25 protein-coding genes are annotated in these 24706 nt (G+C 64.5%); 10 read left to right on the plus strand and 15 right to left on the minus strand.

The genetic code is table 11. The features are described 5' to 3' along the window. Positions 1 to 175 precede the first annotated feature (175 nt). The 6 genes from leuS (at position 176) to lipA (ending at position 7412) form a co-directional block, all read left to right on the plus strand. Positions 176 to 2782 carry a leucine--tRNA ligase gene (gene leuS, locus MST27_RS00405; protein ID WP_243604032.1) on the plus strand — a complete coding sequence of 869 codons (2607 nt, stop codon included), beginning with the start codon at positions 176 to 178 and terminating at the stop codon, positions 2780 to 2782. A 43-nt stretch (positions 2783 to 2825) separates the two neighbouring features. Further along, complete coding sequence (locus MST27_RS00410; protein ID WP_243604033.1) at positions 2826 to 3431, plus strand: LPS-assembly lipoprotein LptE; 606 nt, start codon at positions 2826 to 2828, stop codon at positions 3429 to 3431. A 42-nt stretch (positions 3432 to 3473) separates the two neighbouring features. After that, the gene (gene holA, locus MST27_RS00415) at positions 3474 to 4502 is read left to right on the plus strand and encodes a DNA polymerase III subunit delta (RefSeq protein WP_243604034.1); all 1029 of its coding nucleotides are present in this window, start codon (positions 3474 to 3476) and stop codon (positions 4500 to 4502) included. Between the two features lie 98 nt (positions 4503 to 4600). Then, positions 4601 to 4759: an alternative ribosome rescue factor ArfA gene (arfA, locus tag MST27_RS00420; protein ID WP_243604035.1), complete on the plus strand. Its 159-nt coding sequence runs from the start codon at positions 4601 to 4603 to the stop codon at positions 4757 to 4759. Between the two features lie 60 nt (positions 4760 to 4819). Further along, positions 4820 to 6124, plus strand: a complete 1305-nt coding sequence (locus MST27_RS00425; protein WP_243604036.1) for a lytic murein transglycosylase — start codon at positions 4820 to 4822, stop codon at positions 6122 to 6124. A gap of 232 nt (positions 6125 to 6356) precedes the next feature. Beyond that, positions 6357 to 7412, plus strand: a complete 1056-nt coding sequence (lipA, locus tag MST27_RS00430; protein WP_243604037.1) for a lipoyl synthase — start codon at positions 6357 to 6359, stop codon at positions 7410 to 7412. 81 nt (positions 7413 to 7493) lie between these two features. Here lipA and lipB read toward each other — a convergent pair whose 3' ends face one another. The 11 genes from lipB to MST27_RS00485 all read right to left on the minus strand — a co-directional run bounded on the left by lipB (position 7494) and on the right by MST27_RS00485 (position 17697). After that, on the minus strand, positions 7494 to 8183 hold the full coding sequence (gene lipB, locus MST27_RS00435) for a lipoyl(octanoyl) transferase LipB (protein WP_243604038.1): 690 nt from the start codon (positions 8181 to 8183) through the stop codon (positions 7494 to 7496). Next, positions 8183 to 8467 carry a DUF493 domain-containing protein gene (locus tag MST27_RS00440; protein WP_243604039.1) on the minus strand — a complete coding sequence of 95 codons (285 nt, stop codon included), beginning with the start codon at positions 8465 to 8467 and terminating at the stop codon, positions 8183 to 8185. Before MST27_RS00440 ends, lipB begins: the two co-directional genes overlap by 1 nt. A 66-nt stretch (positions 8468 to 8533) precedes the next feature. Further along, positions 8534 to 9691: a D-alanyl-D-alanine carboxypeptidase family protein gene (locus MST27_RS00445; RefSeq protein WP_243604040.1), complete on the minus strand. Its 1158-nt coding sequence runs from the start codon at positions 9689 to 9691 to the stop codon at positions 8534 to 8536. A gap of 70 nt (positions 9692 to 9761) precedes the next feature. Then, positions 9762 to 10700 carry a septal ring lytic transglycosylase RlpA family protein gene (locus MST27_RS00450; RefSeq protein ID WP_243604041.1) on the minus strand — a complete coding sequence of 313 codons (939 nt, stop codon included), beginning with the start codon at positions 10698 to 10700 and terminating at the stop codon, positions 9762 to 9764. Next, on the minus strand, positions 10700 to 11638 hold the full coding sequence (mltB, locus tag MST27_RS00455; RefSeq protein WP_243604514.1) for a lytic murein transglycosylase B: 939 nt from the start codon (positions 11636 to 11638) through the stop codon (positions 10700 to 10702). Before mltB ends, MST27_RS00450 begins: the two co-directional genes overlap by 1 nt. Before the next feature lie 241 nt (positions 11639 to 11879). Beyond that, positions 11880 to 13025, minus strand: a complete 1146-nt coding sequence (gene rodA / locus MST27_RS00460) for a rod shape-determining protein RodA (protein ID WP_423705994.1) — start codon at positions 13023 to 13025, stop codon at positions 11880 to 11882. Further along, a complete protein-coding gene (mrdA, locus tag MST27_RS00465) occupies positions 13022 to 14911 on the minus strand; it encodes a penicillin-binding protein 2 (protein ID WP_243604042.1) in 1890 nt (629 codons plus the stop codon). Before mrdA ends, rodA begins: the two co-directional genes overlap by 4 nt. 11 nt (positions 14912 to 14922) lie before the next feature. Beyond that, positions 14923 to 15390: a 23S rRNA (pseudouridine(1915)-N(3))-methyltransferase RlmH gene (gene rlmH / locus MST27_RS00470; RefSeq protein WP_243604043.1), complete on the minus strand. Its 468-nt coding sequence runs from the start codon at positions 15388 to 15390 to the stop codon at positions 14923 to 14925. 7 nt (positions 15391 to 15397) lie between these two features. After that, entirely contained in the window at positions 15398 to 15757 is a 360-nt protein-coding gene (gene rsfS, locus MST27_RS00475; protein WP_243604044.1) for a ribosome silencing factor, read from the minus strand. Between the two features lie 15 nt (positions 15758 to 15772). Continuing rightward, positions 15773 to 16432: a nicotinate-nucleotide adenylyltransferase gene (gene nadD, locus MST27_RS00480; protein ID WP_243604045.1), complete on the minus strand. Its 660-nt coding sequence runs from the start codon at positions 16430 to 16432 to the stop codon at positions 15773 to 15775. Next, a complete protein-coding gene (locus MST27_RS00485; protein ID WP_243604046.1) occupies positions 16432 to 17697 on the minus strand; it encodes a glutamate-5-semialdehyde dehydrogenase in 1266 nt (421 codons plus the stop codon). Before MST27_RS00485 ends, nadD begins: the two co-directional genes overlap by 1 nt. Positions 17698 to 17878: 181 nt before the next feature. Between MST27_RS00485 and MST27_RS00490 the strand changes: the two genes are divergently transcribed. Beyond that, positions 17879 to 19198, plus strand: coding sequence for a bifunctional DedA family/phosphatase PAP2 family protein (locus tag MST27_RS00490; protein WP_243604047.1), 1320 nt, complete (start codon positions 17879 to 17881; stop codon positions 19196 to 19198). A gap of 11 nt (positions 19199 to 19209) precedes the next feature. Here the strand turns inward: MST27_RS00490 and MST27_RS00495 are convergent, their stop codons facing one another. From MST27_RS00495 to MST27_RS00505, 3 genes are read right to left on the minus strand one after another with little or no spacing between them, the layout of a single operon-like run. Further along, a complete protein-coding gene (locus tag MST27_RS00495; protein ID WP_243604048.1) occupies positions 19210 to 19797 on the minus strand; it encodes an LON peptidase substrate-binding domain-containing protein in 588 nt (195 codons plus the stop codon). A 9-nt stretch (positions 19798 to 19806) separates the two neighbouring features. Then, positions 19807 to 20526, minus strand: coding sequence for an LrgB family protein (locus MST27_RS00500; protein WP_476756121.1), 720 nt, complete (start codon positions 20524 to 20526; stop codon positions 19807 to 19809). After that, the gene (locus MST27_RS00505; protein ID WP_243604049.1) at positions 20523 to 20885 is read right to left on the minus strand and encodes a CidA/LrgA family protein; all 363 of its coding nucleotides are present in this window, start codon (positions 20883 to 20885) and stop codon (positions 20523 to 20525) included. Before MST27_RS00505 ends, MST27_RS00500 begins: the two co-directional genes overlap by 4 nt. A gap of 177 nt (positions 20886 to 21062) precedes the next feature. Here MST27_RS00505 and MST27_RS00510 point away from each other — a divergent pair, with 177 nt between their 5' ends. The 3 genes from MST27_RS00510 (at position 21063) to MST27_RS00520 (ending at position 23945) form a co-directional block, all read left to right on the plus strand. Further along, complete coding sequence (locus MST27_RS00510) at positions 21063 to 21518, plus strand: MaoC family dehydratase (protein ID WP_243604050.1); 456 nt, start codon at positions 21063 to 21065, stop codon at positions 21516 to 21518. A gap of 75 nt (positions 21519 to 21593) precedes the next feature. Further along, complete coding sequence (locus tag MST27_RS00515; RefSeq protein ID WP_243604051.1) at positions 21594 to 23270, plus strand: C13 family peptidase; 1677 nt, start codon at positions 21594 to 21596, stop codon at positions 23268 to 23270. 33 nt (positions 23271 to 23303) lie between these two features. Further along, positions 23304 to 23945, plus strand: coding sequence for a Rossmann-fold NAD(P)-binding domain-containing protein (locus MST27_RS00520; protein ID WP_243604052.1), 642 nt, complete (start codon positions 23304 to 23306; stop codon positions 23943 to 23945). 213 nt (positions 23946 to 24158) lie between these two features. Here MST27_RS00520 and orn read toward each other — a convergent pair whose 3' ends face one another. After that, a complete protein-coding gene (orn, locus tag MST27_RS00525; RefSeq protein ID WP_243604053.1) occupies positions 24159 to 24701 on the minus strand; it encodes an oligoribonuclease in 543 nt (180 codons plus the stop codon). Between the last annotated feature and the right edge of the window lie 5 nt (positions 24702 to 24706).

Consider the following 24706-nt stretch of genomic DNA (forward strand, 5'->3'; position numbering starts at 1 on the left):
CCAGCGACAAACGGGAGCGGCAAAACGGGTTTCCCTCGATTGCAGGGGGTCATGTATGCTACGGCGCTTCCATGCTTTCGCATCCGCCCCGTTGCGCCGCGCCCAGCCGCCTAGTGCCGGCACGCTGCAGCCGACCGCCGAGCGAACAGCCCGCCCCTTCTCAATGCCAGTAGCCATGCACGAACAGTATCAGCCCCGCGAGATCGAAGCCGCCGCGCAGTCCCACTGGGATTCGCAGAAATCCTTTGAAGTAAGCGAGCAGCCAGGCAAAGACACCTTCTATTGCCTGTCGATGTTCCCCTACCCCAGCGGCAAGCTGCACATGGGCCACGTGCGCAACTACACCATCGGCGACGTGATCGCCCGCTACCAGCGCATGCAGGGCAAGAACGTCCTGCAACCGATGGGCTGGGACGCCTTCGGCATGCCGGCGGAAAACGCCGCGATGAAGAATCAGGTGGCGCCGGCCAAGTGGACCTACGAGAACATCGCCTACATGAAGGCCCAGCTGAAGAGCCTGGGTCTGGCGGTGGACTGGACACGCGAAGTCACGACCTGCAAGCCCGACTACTACCGTTGGGAGCAGTGGCTGTTCACCCGCCTGTACGAAAAAGGCGTGATCTATCGCAAGAACGGCACCGTGAACTGGGACCCGGTGGACCAGACCGTGCTGGCCAACGAGCAGGTCATCGATGGCCGCGGCTGGCGTTCGGGCGCGCTGATCGAGAAGCGCGAAATCCCGATGTACTACTTCAAGATCACCGCCTACGCGGATGAGCTGCTGGAGAGTCTGGACGAGCTGGATGGCTGGCCCGAGCAGGTCAAGACCATGCAGCGCAACTGGATCGGCAAGTCGCGCGGCATGGAGATCAGCTTCCCCTACGACGTGGCCAGCATCGGCAGCGAAGGCGTGATGAAGGTCTTCACCACCCGCCCCGATACGCTGATGGGTGCGACCTACGTGGCCGTCGCAGCCGAACATCCGCTGTCCACCCTGGCGGCACAGAACAACCCCGAGCTGCAGGCCTTCATCGATGAGTGCAAGCGCGGCGGCGTCGCCGAAGCCGACATCGCCACCCAGGAGAAGAAGGGCCTGGCCACTTCCCTGCGCGTGCAGCACCCGTTGACCGGCGAGCTGCTGCCGGTATGGGTCGCCAACTACGTGCTGATGAACTACGGCGAGGGCGCGGTTATGGCCGTGCCGGCGCACGACGAGCGCGACTTCGAATTCGCCAGCAAGTACGGCCTGCCAATCAAGCCGGTGGTACGCACCAGTGCCGGCAACGAGACGCCCGCCCCCTGGCAGGACGCCTACGGCGAGCACGGCCAGCTGATCAACTCCGGCATCTACGATGGCCTGGATTTCGAAGGCGCCTTCGATGCCATCGAAGTGGCGCTGCAGAAGAAGGGCCTCGGCCAGGCGCGTACCCAGTTCCGCCTGCGTGACTGGGGCATCAGCCGGCAGCGCTACTGGGGCTGCCCGATCCCGATCATCCATTGCGACAGCTGTGGCGACGTGCCGGTGCCGGAAGACCAGCTACCGGTGGTGCTACCCGAAGACGTGGTGCCGGATGGCGCCGGCTCGCCGCTGGCCAGGATGCCCGAGTTCTATGAATGCACCTGCCCGAAATGCGGCGCCCCGGCCAAACGCGAAACCGACACCATGGACACCTTCGTGGAGTCGTCCTGGTACTTCGCCCGCTACGCCAGCCCGAACTACGACCAGGGCATGGTCGACCCGCAGGCGGCCAACCACTGGTTGCCGGTGGATCAGTACATCGGCGGTATCGAACACGCCATCCTGCACCTGCTCTATGCGCGCTTCTTCCACAAGCTGATGCGCGACGAAGGGCTGGTCAGCTCCAACGAACCGTTCAAGAACCTGCTGACCCAGGGCATGGTGGTTGCCGAAACCTACTACCGCACCCTGGAAAACGGCGGCAAGGACTGGTTCAACCCGGCCGACGTCGAGGTCGAGCGTGACGCCAAGGCCAAGGTCATCGGCGCCAGGCTCAAGACCGACGGCCTGCCGGTGGAAATCGGCGGCACCGAGAAGATGTCCAAGTCAAAGAACAACGGCGTCGACCCCCAGGCGATGATCGATGCCTACGGCGCCGACACCTGCCGCCTGTTCATGATGTTCGCCTCGCCACCGGACATGAGCCTGGAGTGGTCCGACTCCGGCGTCGAGGGCGCCAGCCGCTTCCTGCGCCGCGTATGGCGCCTGGCCCACGCGCATGTCAGCGCCGGACTGCCGGGCGCGCTCGATGTGGCCGCACTTAACGATGAGCAGAAGGCTGTGCGCCGCGCGATTCACCTGGCGATCAAGCAGGCCAGCACCGATGTCGGCCAGCATCACAAGTTCAACACCGCCATCGCCCAGGTCATGACGCTGATGAACGTGCTGGAGAAGGCGCCGACCGCCGGAGAACAGGACCGCGCCCTGCTGCAGGAAGGCCTGGAAACCGTCGCCCTGCTGCTGGCACCGATCACCCCGCACATCTGCCACGCACTCTGGCAGCAGCTGGGCAAGCCGGGCGCGATCATCGACGCGCAGTGGCCCAAGGTCGACGAAGCCGCCCTGGTGCAGGACAGCCTGACCCTGGTGGTGCAGGTCAACGGCAAGCTGCGCGGCCAGATCGAAGTGCCGGCCAGCGCCAGCCGGGAAGAGGTGGAGGCCGCCGCGCGCGGCAACGAGAACGTGCTGCGCTTCACCGAAGGCCTGACCATCCGCAAGGTCATCGTGGTGCCGGGCAAGCTGGTCAACATCGTCGCTAACTGATTCGGTCCCGGCGCCTGCGCCGGGCCTGCAAGGGGATAACAAGATGAACAAACGGAATCTGGTGGTGCTGGGTCTGACATTGCTGCTGAGCGCCTGCGGTTTCCAGCTGCGCGGCACGGGCGAAACCAGCTTCGCGCTTCAGGAGATAAACCTGCAGGCGCGTGACACCTACGGCGAGACGGCGAAGCAGCTCGAAGAGCTGTTGGAGCAAAGTGGCGTTCGAGTCCACCCGGGAGCGCGTTACACCCTGGACCTGACCCGCGAGCAGAACCGCCAGCGTACCGCCAGCTACACCACCGCGGCGCGTACCGCTGAATACGAGCTGACCAGCATCGTGGACTATGCCCTCGAAGGGCCACAGAACACCCTGCTGCTCGAAGACCGCGTCGAGGTGCAGCGCGTCTACGTGCATGACAGCAGCAACCTGATCAGCTCTGACCAAGAAGCGGCGCAGTTGCGGCAGGAAATGCGCCGCGAGCTGCTCCAGCAACTGGCCCTGCGCCTGAGCCGCATCACCCCGACGCAGCTCGACCAATTGCAGGAAACCGCCGAAGCCAAGCGCCGCGCCGAAGCCGAAGCCATCGAAGCGCAGATTCGCGAACAGGCCGCGCAGCCGCAGCAATCGCCGATCGAACTGCCGATCCAGTGACAGGCGGGAGCCACCCGTGGGGTGGCCCTCCCCTATACCGCTATGAAGCTATCTCCCGCCCAGCTCGCCAAGCACCTGCAAGGTCCGCTCGCACCCGTCTACATTGTCAGCGGCGATGAGCATCTGCTTTGCCAGGAAGCCAGCGATGCCATCCGCAAGGCCTGCCGAGACCTGGGGTTCAGCGAGCGACAGGTTCTCAATGTAGAGACTGGCTTCGACTGGGGCCAACTCATCGAAGCGGGCGCGAGCCTGTCGCTGTTTGCCGAGAAGCGGCTGATCGAGCTGCGGATTCCCAATGGCAAGCCCGGCGACAAGGGCGCCGCAGCGCTGATCGAATACCTGGCTCGTCCGGCAGAGGACACCGTTCTGCTGGTGAGCCTGCCGAAGCTCGACGGCAGTACCCAGAAAACCAAGTGGGCCAAGGCCCTGATCGACGGCAAGCAAAGTCAGTTCATCCAGATCTGGCCGATCGACGTCGCACAATTACCGCAGTGGATTCGCCAGCGCTTGGCGCAAGCCGGACTGGCGGCCGATCAGGATGCGGTCGACCTGATCACGGCCCGGGTCGAGGGCAACCTGTTGGCGGCTGCGCAGGAGATCGAAAAGCTCAAACTGCTCGCCGACGGAGGACAGGTCACGCTCGACACGGTTCAGGCCGCGGTTGCCGACAGTGCGCGCTATGACGTGTTCGGTCTGATCGACGCCGCGCTGCTGGGCCAGCCCGAGCATGTCCTGCGAATGCTCACCGGGCTGCGGGCCGAAGGCGTCGAGGCGCCGGTCATACTCTGGGCCGTTGCCCGCGAGATTCGCCAGCTCGCCAACATCGCCCAACAGTACGGCCAGGGCGTACCGCTTGACCGGGCTTTCAGCCAGGCGCGCCCGCCCGTGTGGGACAAGCGCAAGCCGATCGTCGGCAAAGCCCTGCAACGCCACGATGCCGCCGGCTGGCAGCGCCTGCTGGGCGAAGCCCAGCGCATCGACGCACAGATCAAGGGCCAAGCCGAAGGGGATCCCTGGGTGGGCCTGGCCCAGGTCTGCCTGCAACTGTGCGGCAAGCGAATCGCGCTCTAGCCTCCGCTGCTGCCGCACCGTGCAGCTCATCGCCACCACTGTACATTTCCTCGCCAGACCTTATGATGCCGGCGCCAATCGTCATGGAGCAGCCGATCATGAGCAAACGAACCAAACAGCCCAATCGGGCCAAGTCGCTGGTGGCGCAACCCCTGTTTCGCAGCCGTCAGGAACGCCCCAAGAAAGGCAAAGGCAGTTATCGCCGCGAAGCCTCCCAGTCTCACAACTGGGAGGCTTCGGTCCTTCTAGCGGCTTGAAAAGCCAATGGCCGCAAAGCGTGATAAGGTCACCTGCCGACGTCTTGCCGAGTGTGGTGCATGCTTTACACTTTCGTTCCCGTCCTGCTCCTGCGCACTTTGGTGGCCGGCTCCGCGCTGAGCATCGTGGTTGCCTGCGCTGCCGAACCCCCCGCACCTCATCTTCAGAACACAACCGCACCGCTGCCGGCTCAACAGGCGACCCAGGCGTCGCCAACTCCGCTTGAAGACGACGCCGCGCCGCCACAGCAGACATTCGAAGCCTGGCGTGATGCCTTCCGCGACGAGGCGCTGCAGGCGGGCGTTTCACCAGACTTGTTCGACCGCGCCTTTGCCGGCGTCACGCCCGACCCCAGCATCATCGCCGCCGACCAGAGCCAGCCGGAATTCAATCGACCCGTCTGGCAGTATCTCGACGGCGCCCTGTCGGACCAGCGCGTGCGCGGTGGCAGACGGCTCCTGCGCGAGCATGCCAACACGCTGGATGGCATCGAGGCGCGTTATGGCGTCGACCGCACCGCGCTGGTCGCCATCTGGGGCCTGGAAAGCAGCTTCGGTCAGATACAGGGGGACAAGTCGGTCATCCGTTCGCTGGCGACCCTCGCCCACGAAGGCCGCCGCCCGGGCTTCGCCAGGAGCCAGTTGCTAGCCGCGCTGGACATCCTTGCCCATGGCGACGTGCCGCCTGAGCAGCTGCGCGGCTCCTGGGCTGGCGCGATGGGGCAGACACAGTTCATCCCGACGACTTACAACACCCATGCAGTGGATTTTGACGGTGATGGCCGCCGCGATATCTGGAACAGTCCCGCCGACGCCTTGGCATCCGCCGCACACTACCTGCAGGCGTCTGGCTGGCGGGCAAACGAACCCTGGGGTTTCGAAGTCAGCCTGCCAACGGATTTCGACTACGCCCTGGCCGACCCAGCCATCCGTAAGCCGCTGGGCGAATGGCGTCGCCTAGGCCTCGAGAACATCCCACAAGGCCGGGACGAGGCCATGGCAAGCCTGTTGCTGCCTGCCGGCTATCGCGGGCCGGCCTTCCTGCTGCTCGACAACTTCCGGGCGATACTGCGCTACAACAACTCATCCTCGTATGCGCTCGCGATCGGCCTGCTGTCAGAGCGCTTCGACGGCGGTGGCCAGGTGAAAGGCGACTGGCCGCGCTCCGAACTGCCGCTCAGCCGCTCGGAACGTCTGGAGCTGCAGGAGCGCCTGCAGCAGCAGGGTTTCGATCCCGGCGTGGCCGACGGCATCATCGGCGCTAACACCCGCAACGCCATTCGAGGCTTTCAGCAACAGCTTGGCTGGCCTGCTGATGGCCACCCTACCCAGGAGCTGCTCGGCAGGCTGCGCGCAGGGCCTTAGCGACGAGGCGCCCATTCGATCAGGCTGCTCCCGAAGCGTCGAAACCTCTCCGTCGTCCGTAGCATCGCGTCCGGTTGCGCGCGTACGGGCAACATGCGCGAAGTGGCCCTGCCGCCGCGGCCTCTCAACCGGCTGCCCCGCTGTGGGACTGGACGGTCAGCGCCTGTGATAAACTGCGCGGCGGCCACGAGCCGCCTCGTCAACGGAGCCTCTAGCGGAGCCCAGAAAGCCGATGTCCGAAACCTCCCAGCCCAAGCCCGTCGCCAGCGGCGAAAAATTCCGCACCTCCCAGGGCATCACCGCGATCAAAGACGGGCAAAAGCGCCGCGCCTCAAGCGAACCCCAGGTGTTCGAACCCAAGCCCAAGTGGTTGCGGGTCAAGGCGCCCAGCGGCAGCCGCTTCGAGGCTGTCAAACGCAACGTCGCCGAGCACCGCCTGAGCACCGTCTGCCAGGAATCGCATTGTCCGAACATGGGCGAGTGCTGGTCCAACGGCACCGCCACCATCATGTTGATGGGTTCAGTGTGCACCCGCGCATGCCGCTTCTGTGCGGTGGACACGGGCAATCCCAACGGCTGGCTGGATCTGGAGGAGCCGCAGAATACCGCCAAATCGGTGGAGCTGATGGCGCTGCGCTACATCGTGTTGACCTCGGTGGATCGCGACGACCTCGAAGACGGCGGCGCCAGCCATTACGCGGCATGCGTACGAGCAATCAAGGAAAACACCCCGCACGTGGTGGTCGAGGCGCTCACCCCGGATTTCGATGGTGATCCTCAGGCTATCGAGCGCGTGGTGGACTCGGGCCTGGAGGTGTTCGCGCAGAACGTCGAGACGGTCGAGCGCCTGACTCACGTGGTGCGCGACCCGCGTGCCGGCTACGAAAAGACCCTCAAGGTTCTCGAGCACGCCAAGAAACATCGCCCGGAGGTACTCACCAAGACCAGCCTTATGCTCGGTCTGGGCGAGACCGATGACGAAATCCTGCAAACCATGGACGACCTGCGTGCTATCGGGGTGGACATCCTCACCCTCGGCCAGTATCTGCAACCGACGCGCAACCACCTGCCTGTCAAGCGCTGGGTCAGCCCGGAAGAGTTCAACCGTTTCCGTGATATCGGCCTGGAAAAAGGGTTCATGGAGGTCGCCGCCGGCCCGCTGGTGCGCTCCAGCTATCGCGCCGACCGGGTGTTCGAAAAGAACAACCTGGGTCTTGCCGCACCGGTCCCGGTGCCGGGCCAATCGTTCGACAGCAGCCTGATTATTCCCACCGTCAACCTGAACTGATCGCGCTGAACCATCACCTGCCCGGGGCCTCGCCTGCGGGTAGGCGGTAGAATCGACCAACCCCCGTCCCCGCCACCTGGCCTAGCCGAATACCGACCCCGCCAACGACTCCTGCTCGGCATAGCCGAGGTGCTTGACGAGCTGTTCACGCATGCGGGCATTGACCTCCGAGAAAGCCAATGGCCCAGCCACCAGATCGGCTAGCTGAGTCATGGCCATACCGGCGTAACCGCACGGGTTGATCCGCCTGAAAGGCTCAAGATCCATGTCCACGTTGAGTGCCAGGCCATGGAACGAGCGGCCATTGCGGATGCGCAGTCCGAGCGAGGCGATCTTGGCGCCATTCACATAGACGCCCGGCGCATCGGGCTTGGCCGACGCCTCGACGCCATAGCTGGCCAGCAGCTCGATCAGGCTTCCCTCGATCCGGTTGACCAGTTCGCGTACGCCGATGCCGAGACGCCTGACGTCCAGCAGCAGATAACACACCAGCTGACCCGGGCCGTGATAGGTCACCTGCCCACCCCGGTCCGCCTGTACCACCGGAATATCGCCAGGCAGCAGCAAGTGCTCGGCCTTGCCGGCCTGGCCTTGGGTGAACACCGGGTGATGCTGGAGCAACCACGCCTCGTCCGGGGTTTCCGGCACGCGTTCGTTGGTGAAGCGCTGCATCGCCTGCCAGGCCGGTTCGTATGCGACCAGCCCCAGCTCACGCACGCCGAGCGTGCGATCTGACACAGGGTCCGCAGCGAGGGGCGAACCGGGGTTCATCACAGCACCATGTGCACACGACCGGTGGCGCGCAGGTCGACATGGATCGCCTGCAACTGCTCGACACCGGTTGCCGTGATCAACACCTGAAGGGAAAGGAACCGCCCGTTGCGGCTGTCGCGGGTCACCACCGTGGTTTCGTCGAAACCCGGGGCATGGCGCTGGATCACTTCGATCACCGTCTCGCGGAACCCTTCGCCCGCATCGCCGATCACCTTGATCGGGTAGCGCTCGCAGGGAAAGTCGATCTTGGGCGCTTGTACGTCGTCTTTGCTATCGGTCATGGCAATGGCGGACTCGTCATCCGCAGGCGTGCCTGACCGGGTCGGCCAGGCACGCGCAGGGAGCTATCAGTTGAAAAGGTTGAAGAAGAACAGCCGAATGCTATCCCAAATGCGACTGAACAGCCCACCCTCTTCGATGGTCTGCAACGCGATCAGGTCGCTGCTCTGCACCACCTGGCCGTCCAGGTTGACCTCGACCTTGCCGACCACGTCGCCCTGCTGGATCGGCGCGGTGAGTTCGGGGGTGAAGGTCATGGTTGCCTGCAGCTTGTCCAGTTGGCCGCGCGGCAGTGTCATCGTCAGGTCGTTGGCTAGGCCAGCACTGAGCTGATCCTGCTCGCCTTTCCAGACGCGCGCCTGTGCCAGCTCGGTGCCCTTCTTGTAGAAGGTGCGTGTTTCGAAGAAGCGGAAGCCGTAGGTGAGCAGCTTCTGGGTCTCCGCTGCACGAGCCTGTTCGCTGTTGGTACCGAACACTACCGCGATCAGGCGCATGTCATCCCGCACGGCAGAAGCGACCAGGCAATAGCCGGCCTCCTCGGTATGGCCGGTTTTCAGGCCGTCAACGGTCTTGTCGCGCCACAGCAACAGGTTGCGGTTGGGTTGTTTGATATTGTTCCAGAAGAATTCTTTTTGCGCGTAGATGCCGTAGTGAGCGGGATCTTCATAAATGATCGCGCGGGCCAGTTTGGCCATGTCGTTCGCCGAGGAGTAATGTTCAGGGTGCGGCAGACCGGTGGAATTCATGAAGTGCGTGTTGGTCATGCCCAGGCGCTGCGCCGTGCTGTTCATCAGATCGGCAAATGCATCTTCACTGCCGGCGATGTGCTCGGCGATGGCCACACTGGCGTCGTTGCCCGACTGGATGATGATGCCGTGCAGCAGATCGTCCACCGACACCTGGGTGTTGACCTGGATGAACATCCGCGAGCCGCCGGTGCGCCAGGCCTTTTCACTGACGGTCACCATGTCACTCTCGGATATCTGGCCTTTGCGGATTTCCAGCGTGGCGATGTAAGCGGTCATCAGCTTGGTCAGACTGGCCGGTGGCAGGCGCTCGTCGCCGCCGCTCTCGACCAGCACCTTGCCGCTGGCGGCATCCATCAGCACATAGGACTTGGCCGCCAGTTGCGGCGCGGTCGGAATGATCGTCTCGGCCCAGGCCGCTGGCGCAACGGCCAACAGGATGACGAGAAACAGGCGGTGCACGAAATTGGTGATAGTCATTGCGCTCTCGGTGAATAAATGGGCAATACGGTCCTGGATGAATCAGCGTCCTGCTATCTGCGTGGCGGGCTCAGTCGCCCCGCACCCGCCGGGGTTGTCCAAGGTTGGCGAGGCGAACACTCTGCTCGAGCTGAGCCGCCTCGTCCGGCGAACTGATCGGGCCGAGGCGCACCCGGTGCAGAATCTGCTCCTGATGCACGACCGAGCTGACGAACACCGGCGCCTGGGTGATGCTGCTGAGCTTGTCACGAAGCAATTGCGCCGCATCGGGGTTGGCGAAGGCGCCGACCTGCAGGAACAAGCCGTCCCCGCCCGGCGCATCGTTCCGATCGACCTCGACCGGGAGCGTCGCCGCAGCATGCTGCGTTGGCGGCGGCGTGTACTTCTCCACCGGCTGGGCCAGTACCGCCGGCGCTGAACCGCCGCGCTCCGCCCACCATTGCTGTGGATCGATACCCTCGACCTTGACTCGCGCCGTACCGGTTTCGGCATAACCGAGCTTCTTCGCGGCGGCAAACGACAGGTCGATGATCCGATCCGAGTAGAACGGGCCGCGGTCGTTGACCCGCAGGATCACCGAGCGATTGTTGTCCAGGTTGGTGACGCGCACGTACGACGGCAGCGGCAGGGTCTTGTGCGCAGCGCTCATGCCGTAAAGGTCATACTTCTCGCCGTTGGCGGTCGGCTGGCCGTGAAACTTGGTTCCGTACCAGGAAGCGACCCCGGTCGCCTTGTAGTTGCGACCGTCGTTGATCGGATAGTACGTCTTGCCGAGCACCGTGTACGGGTTGGCCTTGAACGGGCCGTTATGCGGCGTGGGCGTGGCGTCCGGAATGCGCGACACATCGACATCCCACCAAGGGGCACCGTCCTTGTGTGGACGCACATAGTCAGCGGGACCGGTGCTTTCGGGCTGGCTCGAAGATGGCAGCTTAGGTGACGGCGAAGACGAGCAACCGACCACGAGCACGGCGATACCGCCTGCCAGCAGATAACGAAGCATGCGCATCACGAGTCCCCTCGCGCCGCCGCGAGCTGACCGGCAAGCTGGTGAACGGCCATGGCATACATGACGCTGCGGTTGTAACGGGTGATGACGTAGAAGTTGGGCAAGCCGACCCAGTATTCGTCGCCCTCGGCGCCATCCAGGCGAAATGCCGTGACCTGGGTGTCATCAGGAATCTCGGTGTCCATCGTCCAGCCCAACTCACGCAGCTGGGCTGCAGTCAGTATCGGCTCGAGCCCTTCGGTCAGCCCTTCGGCATGCCGGTCTCCCGCGACACGCGCTCGGGCCACCACCGGTTCGCCTGCCGACCAGCCGTGCTGCTTGAAATAATTGGCTGCACTGCCGATGGCATCGACGGGGTTCTTCCAGATGTCGATATGACCGTCTTCGTCAAAATCCACCGCATAGGCACGGAAACTACTGGGCATGAACTGCGGCAGGCCCATGGCACCGGCGTAGGAGCCGGTCAGGGTGAGCGGATCGACCTGCTCCTCACGGGCCAGCAGGAGAAACTCCTTGAGCTGCTGGCGGAAGAAAGGCTGACGCGGCGGGTAGTCGAAGCCGAGCGTGGCCAGGGCATCGATAACGCGGTGACCGCCGGTGTTGCGGCCGTAGAAGGTCTCGACGCCGATGATCGCGACGACGACCTCTGCAGGCACCCCAAATTCGGCCTCGGCGCGCGCCAACGCCGTCTCGTTTTCGCGCCAGAAGTCCACACCCTGCGCAATGCGAGACTCGGTGAGGAAGATGGGTCGGTATTCCTTCCATGGCTTGACTCGCTCGGCCGGGCGCGAAATGGCATCGAGGATGCCTTGCTTGCGTTCGGCCTGGGCCAGCAGGTCCACCAGCTGCTCGCTGGCAAATCCATAGTCACGGGTCATTTCCTGGACGAACTCAGCGACCTTCTCGCCCTCGTAATCGCCCGCCTGTGCGACCTGCATACTGGCGATTAGGCCGACCAAGCCGGCTCCGAGAAGGGTATTCACCAACCTGCCACGCCGTAATGGATTCAAGTACTTCACCTAGGGTCTGTTGATGTTGTTGCCGCGGGCCGCTGTGCGGTTGTCCTGTGCTGTCGGTTCGCCGGGCCCCTTGGCGTCAGCTGCCGTTGAGCTGGTGCGCCCCATGCCCTGCCCCGGTCGGACCGGCTGCAGGACCTGGCCTGACGTGACGCCAATGCCCTCATACCTGAGCGATCCACTTGCGATGCGTATGCACCGACATCAAGACCCCGAAGCCTGACAATAGCGTCACCAGCGAAGTTCCGCCGAAGCTGATGAAAGGCAACGGCACGCCCACGACCGGGAGCAGCCCGCTGACCATACCGATGTTGATGAAGACATAGACGAAGAACGTCATGGTCAGCGCGCCGGCCAACAGCTTGCCGAACAGCGTCTGGGCCTGAACGGTGATCATCAGCCCGCGCGCGATCAGCAACAGATAGATCAGCAGCAGCAGGCAAACCCCTACCAGGCCGAACTCCTCCGCGAGGACCGCAATGATAAAGTCCGTATGGCTTTCCGGCAAAAAATCGAGATGCGACTGAGTGCCCAGCAGCCAGCCCTTGCCGAAGACGCCACCGGAACCGATCGCGGCCTTGGATTGAATGATGTTCCACCCGGTACCGAGCGGGTCGCTTTCCGGGTCGAGGAAGGTGTGCACGCGCTGCTTCTGGTAGTTGTGCAGCACGAAGTACCACATCGCTACCGCAATCGGTACCAACGCAGCGACCGCACCCGCGATCCAGTGCCAGCGCAAACCGGCGATGAACAAGACGAAGGCACCGGACACCAGCACCAGCAGCGAGGTGCCCAGGTCCGGCTGCTTGAGAATGAGCACGAAGGGCACCACGATCAGCGCCAGGCTGATCAGGGTGTGCTTGAGGCTGGGCGGTAGCGCCCGTGCCGAAAGGTACCAGGCGATGGTCATCGGCATGATGATCTTCATGAACTCCGACGGCTGGAAGCGGATCACGCCGGGGATGCTGATCCAGCGTGTCGCCCCCATCGCGGTGTAGCCGACGAACTCCACCGCGACCAGCAAGCCGACGACGACCAGGTAACCGAGCGGAACCCAGCGCGCCATGAAGCGCGGCTCCAGCTGGGCAATCACGAACATTGCGCCCATGCCGATGCCGAACGACGAAGCCTGCTTGAGCAGCAGGTCGACATTCTTGCCACCGGCCGAATAGAGGACGAACAGGCTGCCGCACGCGAGCATCAGCAACAGCACCAGAAGCACGCCATCGATGTGCATTCGCTGCAGCAGCGTGGCGCGGCGGCGCATCACGTCGGTCGTCGAAATGGTTCGGTCGAACGTCTGGCTCATGGCGCCGAGACCTCCGCTTTGAGCATCGGCGCGTACTCGGCCTTGAGCTGACCGTCTTCATCCAGCAACCAGGCGTCCATCACCTGCTTGGCCACAGGCGCGGCAACGCCCGAGCCGGACTCGCCGTTTTCCACCATCACCGCGACGGCGATCTGCGGGTTTTCCACCGGGGCAAAGGCAACGAACAAGGCATGGTCGCGATGCCGCTCGTTGAGCTTGCCGCTGTCATAGCGCTCGCCCTGCTTGATCGCCACGACCTGGGCCGTACCGCTCTTACCGGCGATGCGATAGGTCGAGGTGTCGCCCACCTTCTTGGCGGTTCCCCGCGCACCGTGCAGTACTTTCACCATGCCGTTGATCGAGGCCTCCCAGTAGCGCGGATCACGCAATTGAATGTCCGGCATCGGTTCCGGGTCGACCGGCATCTCGCCTTCGATGCGACGCGCCAGATGCGGGCGGATCCATTTACCGCGATTGGCCATCAACGCCGTCGCCTGTGCAAGCTGCAGGGGCGTAGTCTGCATGTAGCCCTGGCCGATGCCGAGGATGACCGTCTCGCCCGGATACCAGGGCTGGCGGTAGCGCGCCCGCTTCCAGTCCCGCGAGGGCATCAGGCCGGCCGTCTCCTCGAACATGTCCAGCGAGACGCGCTGACCGATGCCGAAGCGGGTCATGTAATCATGCATCCGATCGATGCCCATCTTGTGGGCGAGGTCGTAAAAATAGGTGTCGTTGGAACGCATGATGGCCGTTTCCAGATCCACCCAGCCGTCGCCGCCGCGGTTCCAGTTGCGGTACTTGTGTTTGACGTTGGGCAGTTGGAAGAAGCCGGGGTCGAAAACGCGCGAGTTTTCGGTTACCACGCCCGTGTCGAGGCCGGCGACCGCCATCATCGGCTTGATCGTCGAGCCGGGTGGATAGAGTCCGCGCAGGACGCGGTTGAACAGCGGCCGGTCGATCGAATCGCGCAGCGCTCCGTAGTCCTTGAAACTGATGCCAGTGACGAACAGGTTCGGGTCGAAACTCGGCTGGCTGACCATTGCCAGCACCTCGCCGGTCGAGGGCTGCAGCGCCACAACCGCCCCGCGGCGCCCGGCGAGCGCAGCCTCGGCGGCCTCCTGCAACGCCAGATCGAGGGTCAGGGTCAGGTCCTTGCCGGGGATCGGATCGGTGCGCTTGAGCACCCGCAGCACCCGGCCGCGGGCATTGGTTTCCACTTCCTCGTAGCCCACCTGGCCGTGCAGCGAGTCCTCGTAGAAGCGCTCGATACCCGTTTTGCCGATATGGTGGGTGCCGCTGTAATTGACCGGATCGAGCTGTTTGAGCTCCGATTCGTTGATGCGTCCGACGTAACCGACCGAATGGGCGAAATGCTCACCCTGCGGATAATGCCGGACCAGCTGGGCCGCCACTTCGACACCCGGCAGGCGGAACTGGTCTACCGCGATGCGCGCGATCTGCTCCTCGGACAGCTCATACATGATCGGCACCGGCTCGAACGGGCGCCGCCCCTGCAACACGCGTTTCTCGAACAGCTGGCGCTCCTCGGCGGACAGCCCCAGCACCTCGACTACCGCGTCCAGCGTCTTGCGCCAGTCACCGGCACGCTCGCGAGTCACCGTCAGGCTGAAGCTCGGACGGTTATCGGCGATGATCTTGCCGGTGCGATCGAAGATCAGCCCGCGGTTGGGCGGGATGGGCTGGACATGTACCCGATTGTTTTCCGACAGCGTCGAGTGGTACTGGTACTGCACCACTTGCAGGTAATACAGGCGGGCAATCAGCACGCCGATCATCACGAGCACGACCACCGCGCCCACGATTACCCGTTGACGCACCAGGCGGGCGTCCTTTTCGTGGTCCTTGAGGGGTATCGGCTGGGACATCTCGGGCTGGACTACTTGTGATAGGGATGGCCGGACAGCAGCGTCCAGGCACGGTAGATCTGCTCACCGATCAGAATACGCACCAGGGGGTGCGGCAGTGTCAGTGGCGACAGGGACCAGCGCTGCTCACTCCGCGCACAGACCTCCGGCGCGAGCCCTTCCGGCCCGCCGACCATGAGGTTGACGTTACGCGCATCGAGCCGCCAGCGGTCAAGTTCTGCCGCCAGTTGCTCCGTGCTCCAGGGGCGCCCGTTCACTTCCAGGGTGACGATCCGCTCGCCGGGCTGCACCTTCGCCAGCATGGCCTCGCCTTCCTGGCGAATCAACCGCGCCACGTCGGCATTCTTGCCCCGTGTGTTGAGAGATATTTCGTGCAGTTCGAGCGGCAATTCGGCAGGGAGACGCTTGGCATATTCCTGCCAGCCATCCTCGACCCAACGCGGCATCTTCGAGCCCACCGCGACCAGCTTGATCCGCACGGACCCCCTACTCCTGCTCGCCGGAATGCTGCGCGCGGCTCTGCTCGGCACCCTGCCAGAGGCGCTCGAGGTCATAGAACTGGCGAGTCGGCACCTGCATGACATGCACCACCACATCGCCCAAGTCGAGCAACGCCCACTCACCGCCGTCGAGGCCTTCGCTGCCCAGCGGCCGCACGCCCTGCTCCTTGACCTTCTCCAGCACGTTGTCGGCCAGCGACTTCACGTGCCGACTCGAAGTGCCACTGGCGATCACCATGAAATCGGTGACGCTGGTCTTGCCGCGCACATCGATGGTGGTGATGTCAGCGCCTTTCAGGTCTTCCAGGGCGCTGATCGCGAGCTGGACCAAAGAATCATTCTGCATAGTTCGAAAACAACCTCAGTTCGACGCCCGGTAGAGCCCGTGCGCGTTTATATAAGCCAGTACGGTGTCGGGCACGAGGAATCGCACCGACCGGCCGCTGGCCAGAAATTGACGGATGCGCGTCGCCGACACACCCAGTGGCGCCTGCCACGCGAAGGAGATCTGCCCAGCGCTGCCGGACATCGCCTGTGGATCGCTTACACTACGCGCCGCCAATAGATCACGCAGCGCTTCAGGGGCCTCGCTGTCGGCATCGGGCCGCTGCATGACAAGCATGTGGCAGTGATCGAGCAACTCATCCCAGCGATGCCAGCCCGGCAGACCGCAGAACGCATCCCAGCCGACGATCAGGAACAGCTGGACGTCGGCTCCCATTTCGCTTCTCAGCGACTCCAGCGTCTCGACGGTGTAAGACGGCCGGTCACGTTCCAGCTCCCGCGCATCGACAGTCAATGGCGGAAGGTCCTGCACAGCCAGCCGGACCATCGCCAGCCGGTCCTGCGCCGAGCTATGGGGCGTTTCCCGGTGCGGCGGACGGAAGTTGGGCACCAGCCGCACCTCGTCGAGCCCGAACATTTCGGCCACCTCGAGCGCGCCGCGCAGATGACCGATGTGGACCGGATCGAAGGTGCCGCCCAGCACGCCGACGCGCCGAGCTCCAGGAGTCGAAGCCATCAGGTCCGTACGTGGCCGTCGCCGAACACGACGTACTTCTCGCTAGTCAGGCCTTCGAGACCGACCGGCCCACGCGCGTGCAGCTTGTCCGTCGAGATGCCGATCTCGGCGCCCAGCCCGTATTCGAAGCCATCGGCGAAGCGGGTGGAAGCGTTGACCATGACCGAAGCGGAATCGACTTCGGTGATGAAGCGCCGCGCGTCGCTGAAGTTTTCCGTGACGATCGCGTCGGTGTGCTGCGAACCGAAGCGGTTGATGTGTTCGATCGCCTCGTCCAGCGACGCGACGATGCGGATCGACAGGATCGGCGCGTTGTATTCGGTCGCCCAGTCCGCCTCGCTCGCCTCCAGCACATCCGCCCCAAGCAGTTCACGTGTTTGTGGGCAACCGCGCAGCTCGACCCCCTTGTCACGGTAGATCGCCGCCAGCGGCGGCAACACGCGCGAGGCGATCGCGGCATGGACCAGCAAGGTTTCCATGGTGTTGCAGGGCGCGTAGCGTTGGGTCTTGGCGTTGTCGGCAACCCGGATGGCCTTGTCCAGGTCCGCGGCCTGATCGATGAACACGTGGCAGATGCCGTCCAGATGCTTGATCACCGGCACCTTGGCGTCGCGGCTGATTCGTTCGATCAGGCCCTTGCCGCCGCGCGGCACGATGACATCGACATACTCGGGCATGGTGATCAAGGCGCCGACCGCGGCGCGATCGGTGGTCTCGACAACCTGCACCGCGGCCGCCGGTAATCCGGCCTCGGCCAGGCCCTGCTGGATGCAGCGAGCAATTGCCTGGTTCGAGTGGATGGCTTCGGAGCCGCCGCGCAGGATGGTGGCATTGCCCGACTTGAGGCAGAGACTGGCGGCGTCGATGGTCACGTTCGGCCGGGACTCGTAGATGATGCCCACCACGCCGAGCGGGACGCGCATCTTGCCAACCTGGATGCCCGACGGCAGGTAGCGCATATCGCGGATTTCGCCGATCGGATCGGGCAATGCAGCCACCTGGCGCAGGCCCTCGATCATGTCGTCGATGCGTGCCGGGGTCAGCGCCAGACGGTCGAGCATGGCTTCGTCCAGACCATTGGCGCGCCCGGCCTCCAGGTCCTGCCGATTGGCATCGACCAGTTCGTCACGCGCTGCGTCGAGCGCTGCGGCCGCCGCCTGCAGCGCGCGATTCTTCTGGGCGGTAGCGGCACGCGCGAGCACGCGCGACGCCTCGCGTGCGGCGCGACCGAGGCGGTTCATGTAGTCGAGTACGGACTCGGTCATGGTCTGGCTGGCCTGGCTCAAGGGAAAGCGGCAGATTATAGCCAGCCTCGCGGCATACGCACAGCAGCGTCCGGCGAAAGGCAGTCTGCCCACAGAGAGAATTCACTGCCGCTATCATGCGCGGCTGAAACCTGGCCGCCCAACTCCCGGTCGAACGCTTCCCGAACCTAGGAAATCGCTCATGCCCGAATGGCTCGCGCCACTGACGAACTGGCTTGCCAATAACCCCCAGTGGCTGGGCCTGGGTCTGTTTCTTGTCGCCTGCCTCGAGTGCCTGGCCATCGTCGGCCTGCTGATGCCAGGCACCGTACTGATCTTCGGGATCGCCGTGCTGGCCGGCAGCGGTGTCCTGTCGCTCGGCGAGACACTGCTACTCGGTTACGTCGGCGGCCTGCTTGGCGATCTGTTGTCCTATGCCCTGGGCAGGCGCTACCACCAGAACATCCGCAGCGTACGGGCGCTGCGCAACCATCCCGAATGGCTGACGCGCGCGGAGGCCTACTTCGACCGCTACGGCATCGCCAGCCTGCTGGTTGGTCGTTTCATCGGTCCGCTGCGTCCCATGCTGCCGTTGACCGCCGGGATGCTGGACATGCCGTTCGGTCGCTTCCTGCTGGTCAGTCTGGTTGCCGCCGCCGGCTGGTCGATGGCCTATCTGTTACCGGGCTGGACGGCCGGCGCGGCGGTACGCCTTCCACTTCCAGACGGTTTCTGGGGCGAAGCCGGTGTGGTCCTGGCCTGCCTGTTGCTGCTTGTTGGCGCCGTGGTGCATTGCAGCCTGCACCAGGTGCGCTGGGTGACGCCGCTGGCGACGGTCCTGAGCGCTGCCCTCCTGACCGGCCTGTTCGTCGGCTGGCCATACCTGAAGGAATTCGACGAAGGCCTGATGACGGTCGTGCAGGCCGAACGCAGCCCGGCGTTCGACCGTTTCATGGTACTCGTGACACGCGCAGGCGATTTCCAGACCCAGCTCTGGGCAGCCGTGCTGCTCGGGCTGCTTCTGCTGCTGACCCGACAGTGGCGCGCCGCAGTCTTCGCCATTGCGACGCTGCTGGGCACCGCTGTGGCCAACGGCGCGCTGAAGGCCAGCTTTGCCCGGATACGTCCCGAAATTCTCCTCGAACCCCTGCACACCTACAGTTTTCCGAGTGGCCACAGCTCGGCGGCGTTCGCCTTCTTTCTGACCCTGGGCGTGCTGGCCGGGCGTGGCCAGCCACCGCGCCTGCGGCTGGCCTGGGTGCTACTGGCCGTCCTGCCGGCCACCGCGATCGCCCTGTCACGGGTCTATCTCGGGGTGCACTGGCCGACCGACGTGATTGCCGGTGCCGTGCTCGCATCGACCTTCTGCGCGTTGAGCCTGTCGCTGACGCAATGGCGCGCTCCGATGCGGGCGCTATCGCCCCGGATCTGGTGGCTGATCCTTCCAGCCAGCCTTGGTCTGATCGGCGCGTTCGCGGTCTGGGCGCTGCCCGGTGCGATGCTGCTCTATCGGTATCAATAGACGCCGCAGCGCTACGCGTCCTCGTGCTGCAGCCGCTCGAGCCAGCCCTGGATACGCTCGAGCAGTACATCGGTGCTGTCGAGCTGCAGCAATTCCAGCTTCTGCTCCGGACGAAAAGGCAACAGGTAGGCCAGCTGGTGCGCCAACGAGCGCTGGCCGTGCGCCACGCCGCCCATCCCGATCGTCCTGACCAGAGGGTGCTGGCCAAGCGCCTCGAGCAGCACCGCGAGGTCGGCATGCTCGGGCCCCAGCGGCAGATCCTCCGCCTCCTCGCGCCAGCCGACTTCAGCGACGACGAGCTGGTCGCGCTGCACCTCGGCCGAGATCACGTCGAAGCGCCGCCCGCCCTCGACACGAATACCCAGCAAACCGTTGGACTGCTGTTGCCAGTCACGAATGAGCGCTTCGCAACCGACCGGCGAATAGGCGCGGGGCGCCTCGCCGACTTCGCTCCCCTCGAGTATGCGCACCACGCCGAATCCGTGCCCGGCCTTGAGACAGCCGCTGACCATATCCAGATAACGCGCCTCGAATATCTGCAGATCCAGCGTGCAGCCGGGGAATAGCACGGTGTCGAGGGGAAACAGTGGCAGCTTCATTCAGATTCCTCACAGCAGCAGCGTGACCAGTAGCGGCAGAAGTACCGCAGTCATCACGCCCATAAGACTCATCGCCAGGGCGGCGAACGCCCCGCTCTCGTCGCTTTCCTGCAGCGCCTGCGCAGTGCCTACGGCATGCGCGGTGAGCCCCAGCGCCATCCCGCGCGCGGCCGGGTTGCTCACCCGACACAGGCGCAGCAGCGCCGGACCGAAGATCGCCCCCAGGATGCCGGTGATCATGACGAACACCGCGGCCAGTGCGGCGACGCCGCCAATCTGCTCGGCGACCAGCATGGCGATTGGGGAGGTCACCGACTTGGGCGCCAGTGTCATCAGGATCACCCGGTCCGCACCGAAGCCCCAGGCCAAGGCCATGCCCAGTGCCGTTGCCCCGGTACCGGCGACCAGCAGGGTCAGCATGATCGGCGCGAACAGCTCACGAATTCGCCGCAGGTTCAGGTACAGCGGCACCGCCAGCGCGACCGTTGCCGGCCCGAGCAGGACCGTCAGCATCTGGGCACTGGCGCGGTATTCGGCATAGCTCAGGCCACAAAGCAGCAGAATGCCGATCACCAGCAGCATCGACACCAGGACCGGCTGCAGGAACACCCAGCGGGTGCGCTCGTAGGCCGCGAAGGCCAGTTGGAACGCCGCCAGCGTGATCGCCACGCCAAACAGCGGATGATGGATCACAGCCTCCCAGGCCGCCTGCCATTGCAACGGAATCATGCGCGGCCCGCCTTGCGCTGTTGACGGCGAATCAACACCTGCATCAGCACGCCGGTGAAAACCAGTGATACCACCAGCGACACGACCAGCACCCCGATGATTGCCCAGAAGTCATCGAGGATCGCCTCGGTATACGCCATCACCCCCACCGCGGGCGGCACCAGCAGCAGCGGCAGATAGCGCAGCAGGCTACTGGCGGCCAGTGGCAGGGACTCCCCCGCCTCGCCCCGCATCAGCAGCGTCACGAACAGCAGGACCAGCCCGATGATCGGGCCCGGCAACATCGGCAAAAGGAGCACGTTCAGCGCCGTGCCGAGCAGTTGAAACAACACCAGCCAGGTTAAACCGCGTAGCAGCATGCAAGCCTCCAGGTCACGAAGCGCAATTATAAGCATCCGCCCGGCGAATACCCCGGCCAAAGGACACGCCAGGCTATGCCGCGCCATTCGCGACAGCCATGCATGGTTGCCTCGCCCTCACCCGCGTGCTGATCTAACGCTCGCACTCCCCTCGATAACAACAACCCCGGAGGACGTATGCCGCAAGTACCCGCAGCACAACTCAAGGACTACATTGGCAAGGAGCTCGGGCGCTCCGAATGGTTCACCGTCGACCAGACGCGCGTCGACCAGTTCGCCGAGTGCACAGGCGACCACCAGTTCATCCACGTCGACCCCGAGAAAGCGGCGCAGACCCCATTCGGCGGAACCATTGCGCACGGCTTCCTGTCGCTGTCCTTGATGCCCATGCTCATGGGCGACCTGCTGGTGACGCCGGAGGGCACGCGGATGGGCGTCAACTACGGGCTCGACAGCCTGCGCTTCATCCAGCCGGTGCGCGTGGGCTCGCGGGTGCGCCTGGCCGTCACGCTGCTCGACGCCTACGAGAAGAACCCCGGCCAATGGCTGCTCAAGGCACGCGCCGTGATGGAAATCGAAGGTGTCGAGAAACCGGCCTACATCGCCGAAACCCTCGCCCTTTGCATCACCTGAAACCGGCTGGGCCGGCTTGCCGGTGCGACCTGGCTTTGCGGCATACTGCGCGGGTCTTACTGCCTGGATCGCGCCATGCGTCGCCTGCCCTCACTTGTTCTGATTGCCCTGCTGGCTGGTTGCGGTGACGGTGAGCCACTGCTGCCAGCCGATGGCGTTCTGCCCGATGGTGGGCGCTATCGCGGCGAGATCATCGACGGCCTGCTCCAGGGCAAAGGCCGGATCGATTACCCCAACGGCAGTTTCTACGAGGGGCGCTTCGTCGACGGCCGATGGGCGGGGCTGGGCGTCTGGCAAGGCGCCAACGGCGACCGCTATGAAGGGGAGTTCAAGGATGGCCTGTTCGATGGTCAGGGTCGTTTCAGCTACGCCGCCGGCGGGGTCTACGAAGGTCTGTTCCAGGCGGGCAGCCTCCGCGGCGAAGGTCGCTACAGCGAGCCGGGACTGAGCTACGAAGGCCAGTTCAAGGACGATCTCTACCACGGCACCGGCACCCTGAGCACCGCCGACGGCGTGGTCTACCAAGGCGCCTTCAGCGAAGGCCAGCCCCACGGCGAGGGCAGCCGCAGCGACGCGTCCGGTACGCTCAGGGGAGTCTTCGTCGCCGGGCAGGCGAGCGGCGAAGGCGAATTCGTCGGCAGCTCGGGCGAGCGCTATGTCGGGCATTTCGAAAAGGATCTCTTCCACGGCCCCGGCCGCTACGAAGATGGCGAGGGCAATCGCTGGGAAGGCAGCTTCGAACACGGAGCCCTGAGTGGCGCCGGAACCTATGTCGGCACCGACGGCACCCACTACGCCGGCGCATTTCGGACCTGGCAGTACCACGGCGAAGGCCGCCTGACGCGACCGGACGGCAGCCGATACGAAGGCGGATTCAAGCACGGCCAGTACGATGGGCCGGGCCGCCTCACCGAGGCGAACGGAAATGTGCAGAGCGGCCTGTGGCAAGACGGGCGCCTCCGCCAGGACGGCGACGGCAGGCGGCTGCCCGACCCGCTGGAACTCGGGCTGCTGAACCAGGGACAGCTGCTGCAGAACGCCCTGGATGCCGTTCGCCCATCAACGTCTGCCGCGGAACTCTACAGCCTGACATTCGCGGGCGACGGCCAACAAAGCGTATTCCTGCGCGAGGTCGATTATGTCGACCGTCTGCTCGCCGAGCGCTTTGCGGCGCGCGGTCAGATCAATCTGGTCAATCATCGTGACCACCTGGCCGATCGCCCCCTGGCCACCCACGAGCACCTCGCGCGTGCCATCCGTACGCTGGCCGACCGCAGCGGCCCCGAGGACCTGCTCTTCCTGTATTTCACCAGCCACGGATCGGCCGATCACCAGCTCGTGGTCGAGCAGCCCCGCCTCGCGCTCGAAGATCTGCCGGCGAGCGAACTGGCATCACTGCTGCGGCCGCTGGCCGACCGTAACAAGATCATCGTGATCTCCGCCTGTTACTCCGGGGGATTCATCGAACCGCTGAAGAGCGCCAACACATTGATCATGACGGCGGCACGCGCAGACCGGGTGTCCTTCGGCTGCAGCGAGGAGGCCGATTTCACCTATTTCGGCCGCGCCCTCTTCGCCGAGGCGCTGCAGCAGACGCGTGACATCGTGCAGGCGTTCACGCTGGCGCAAGCCAGGGTTGCCGAACGGGAGCAGGCCGACCACTATCAGGCTTCGGAACCACAGATCTGGGCGCCCCCCGGAGTCGTCGATCATTGGCATCGGCTGCAACCACAGCCGTCGCCGAGCGACTGATCGCCACGCAAGCCAGTCACAGGAAGCCTCACCATGTATTTGACGCCCCAGCGCATTTTGCTTGCCGGCGCCACCGGACTGACCGGCGAGCACCTGCTTGACCGTCTGCTCAACGAGCCCACTGTCGGCTGCGTAGTGGCGCCGACACGCAAGGCGCTCGCCGAGCATCCACGCCTGCAGAACCCGATCGGCCCGCTGCCGGCGCTGCTCGGCCAATTGGACGGCGAGTTCGACACCGCCTTCTGTTGCCTGGGCAGCACCCTGAAGGAAGCCGGCAGCGAAGCAGCCTTCAAGGCCATCGACCATGACCTGGTGATCGCCTTCGCCCGACGCGCCCGTGAACTCGGCGCCCGTCATCTGCTGGTGATCAGCTCGCTCGGCGCCAATCCGGACAGCTCGATCTTCTACCTCAAGGTCAAAGGCGAAATGGAAGCCTCGCTGCGTGCACAAGGCTGGCCCCAACTGACCCTCGCGCGTCCGGCGCAACTGCTCGGACCACGCATGGAAGTCCGCCCGATGGAGCGGCTTACCGCCCCGCTTTCCTATTTGTTGCCCGGCAAATACCGCGGCATCGCCGCCTGCACCCTCGCCCGCGCCCTTTGGCGCCTCGCCCTGGAAGAAGGCGAAGGCACGCGAGTGGTTGAGTCGGATGAGTTGAGGCGGCTGGGCAAGTAGAAGGTCGGAAGTCGAGCGCCCGGAACGGCAGCTGGACGGTACGGCACTGAACCGAGCTGCGAGTGGACGATGTTCCACGCGTCCGCTGCGAATAGATGCGTTATGCGGGCTCACACGCTCGCACAACAGCTGTCAGCCCACCCGACAATGTCTGACGCCTTTCGCTTCTCCTGACGTCCAGCTTTCGGCCACAGCCGGCCTCGCCCCTCGCTTTCAAACCTTGATGAAATGTTCGCGGTAATGCCGCAGCTCGGCGATCGACTCGCGGATGTCGTCCAGCGCCAGGTGGGTACCGCCCTTCTTGAACCCGGCGAGCACGTCCGGTGCCCAGCGCGCAGCGAGCTCCTTCAGGGTCGAGACGTCCAGGTTGCGGTAGTGGAAATAAGCCTCCAGCGTCGGCATGCGCCGATAGAGGAAGCGGCGGTCCTGGCAGATGCTGTTGCCGCAGATGGGCGACTTGCCCTTGGGCACCCACTGCTCGAGGAATGCCAGCGTCTGCGCCTCAGCTTGCTCGGTGGAGATCCGGCTGTCACGAACCCGCTGGGTCAGGCCCGAGCCCCCGTGCTGACGCGTGTTCCATTCATCCATGGCGGCGAGGACCTCATCGCTCTGGTGAATCGCGATGACCGGCCCTTCAGCCAGGATGTTCAACTGGCTGTCGGTCACGATGGTGGCCATTTCGATGATGACGTCATTGTCCGGATCCAGGCCGGTCATTTCGAGGTCGATCCAGATCAGGTTCTGCGGGCTCTGCATGCTGT

The organism is Stutzerimonas marianensis (genome assembly GCF_022810315.1).
Classification (GTDB): domain Bacteria; phylum Pseudomonadota; class Gammaproteobacteria; order Pseudomonadales; family Pseudomonadaceae; genus Stutzerimonas; species Stutzerimonas marianensis.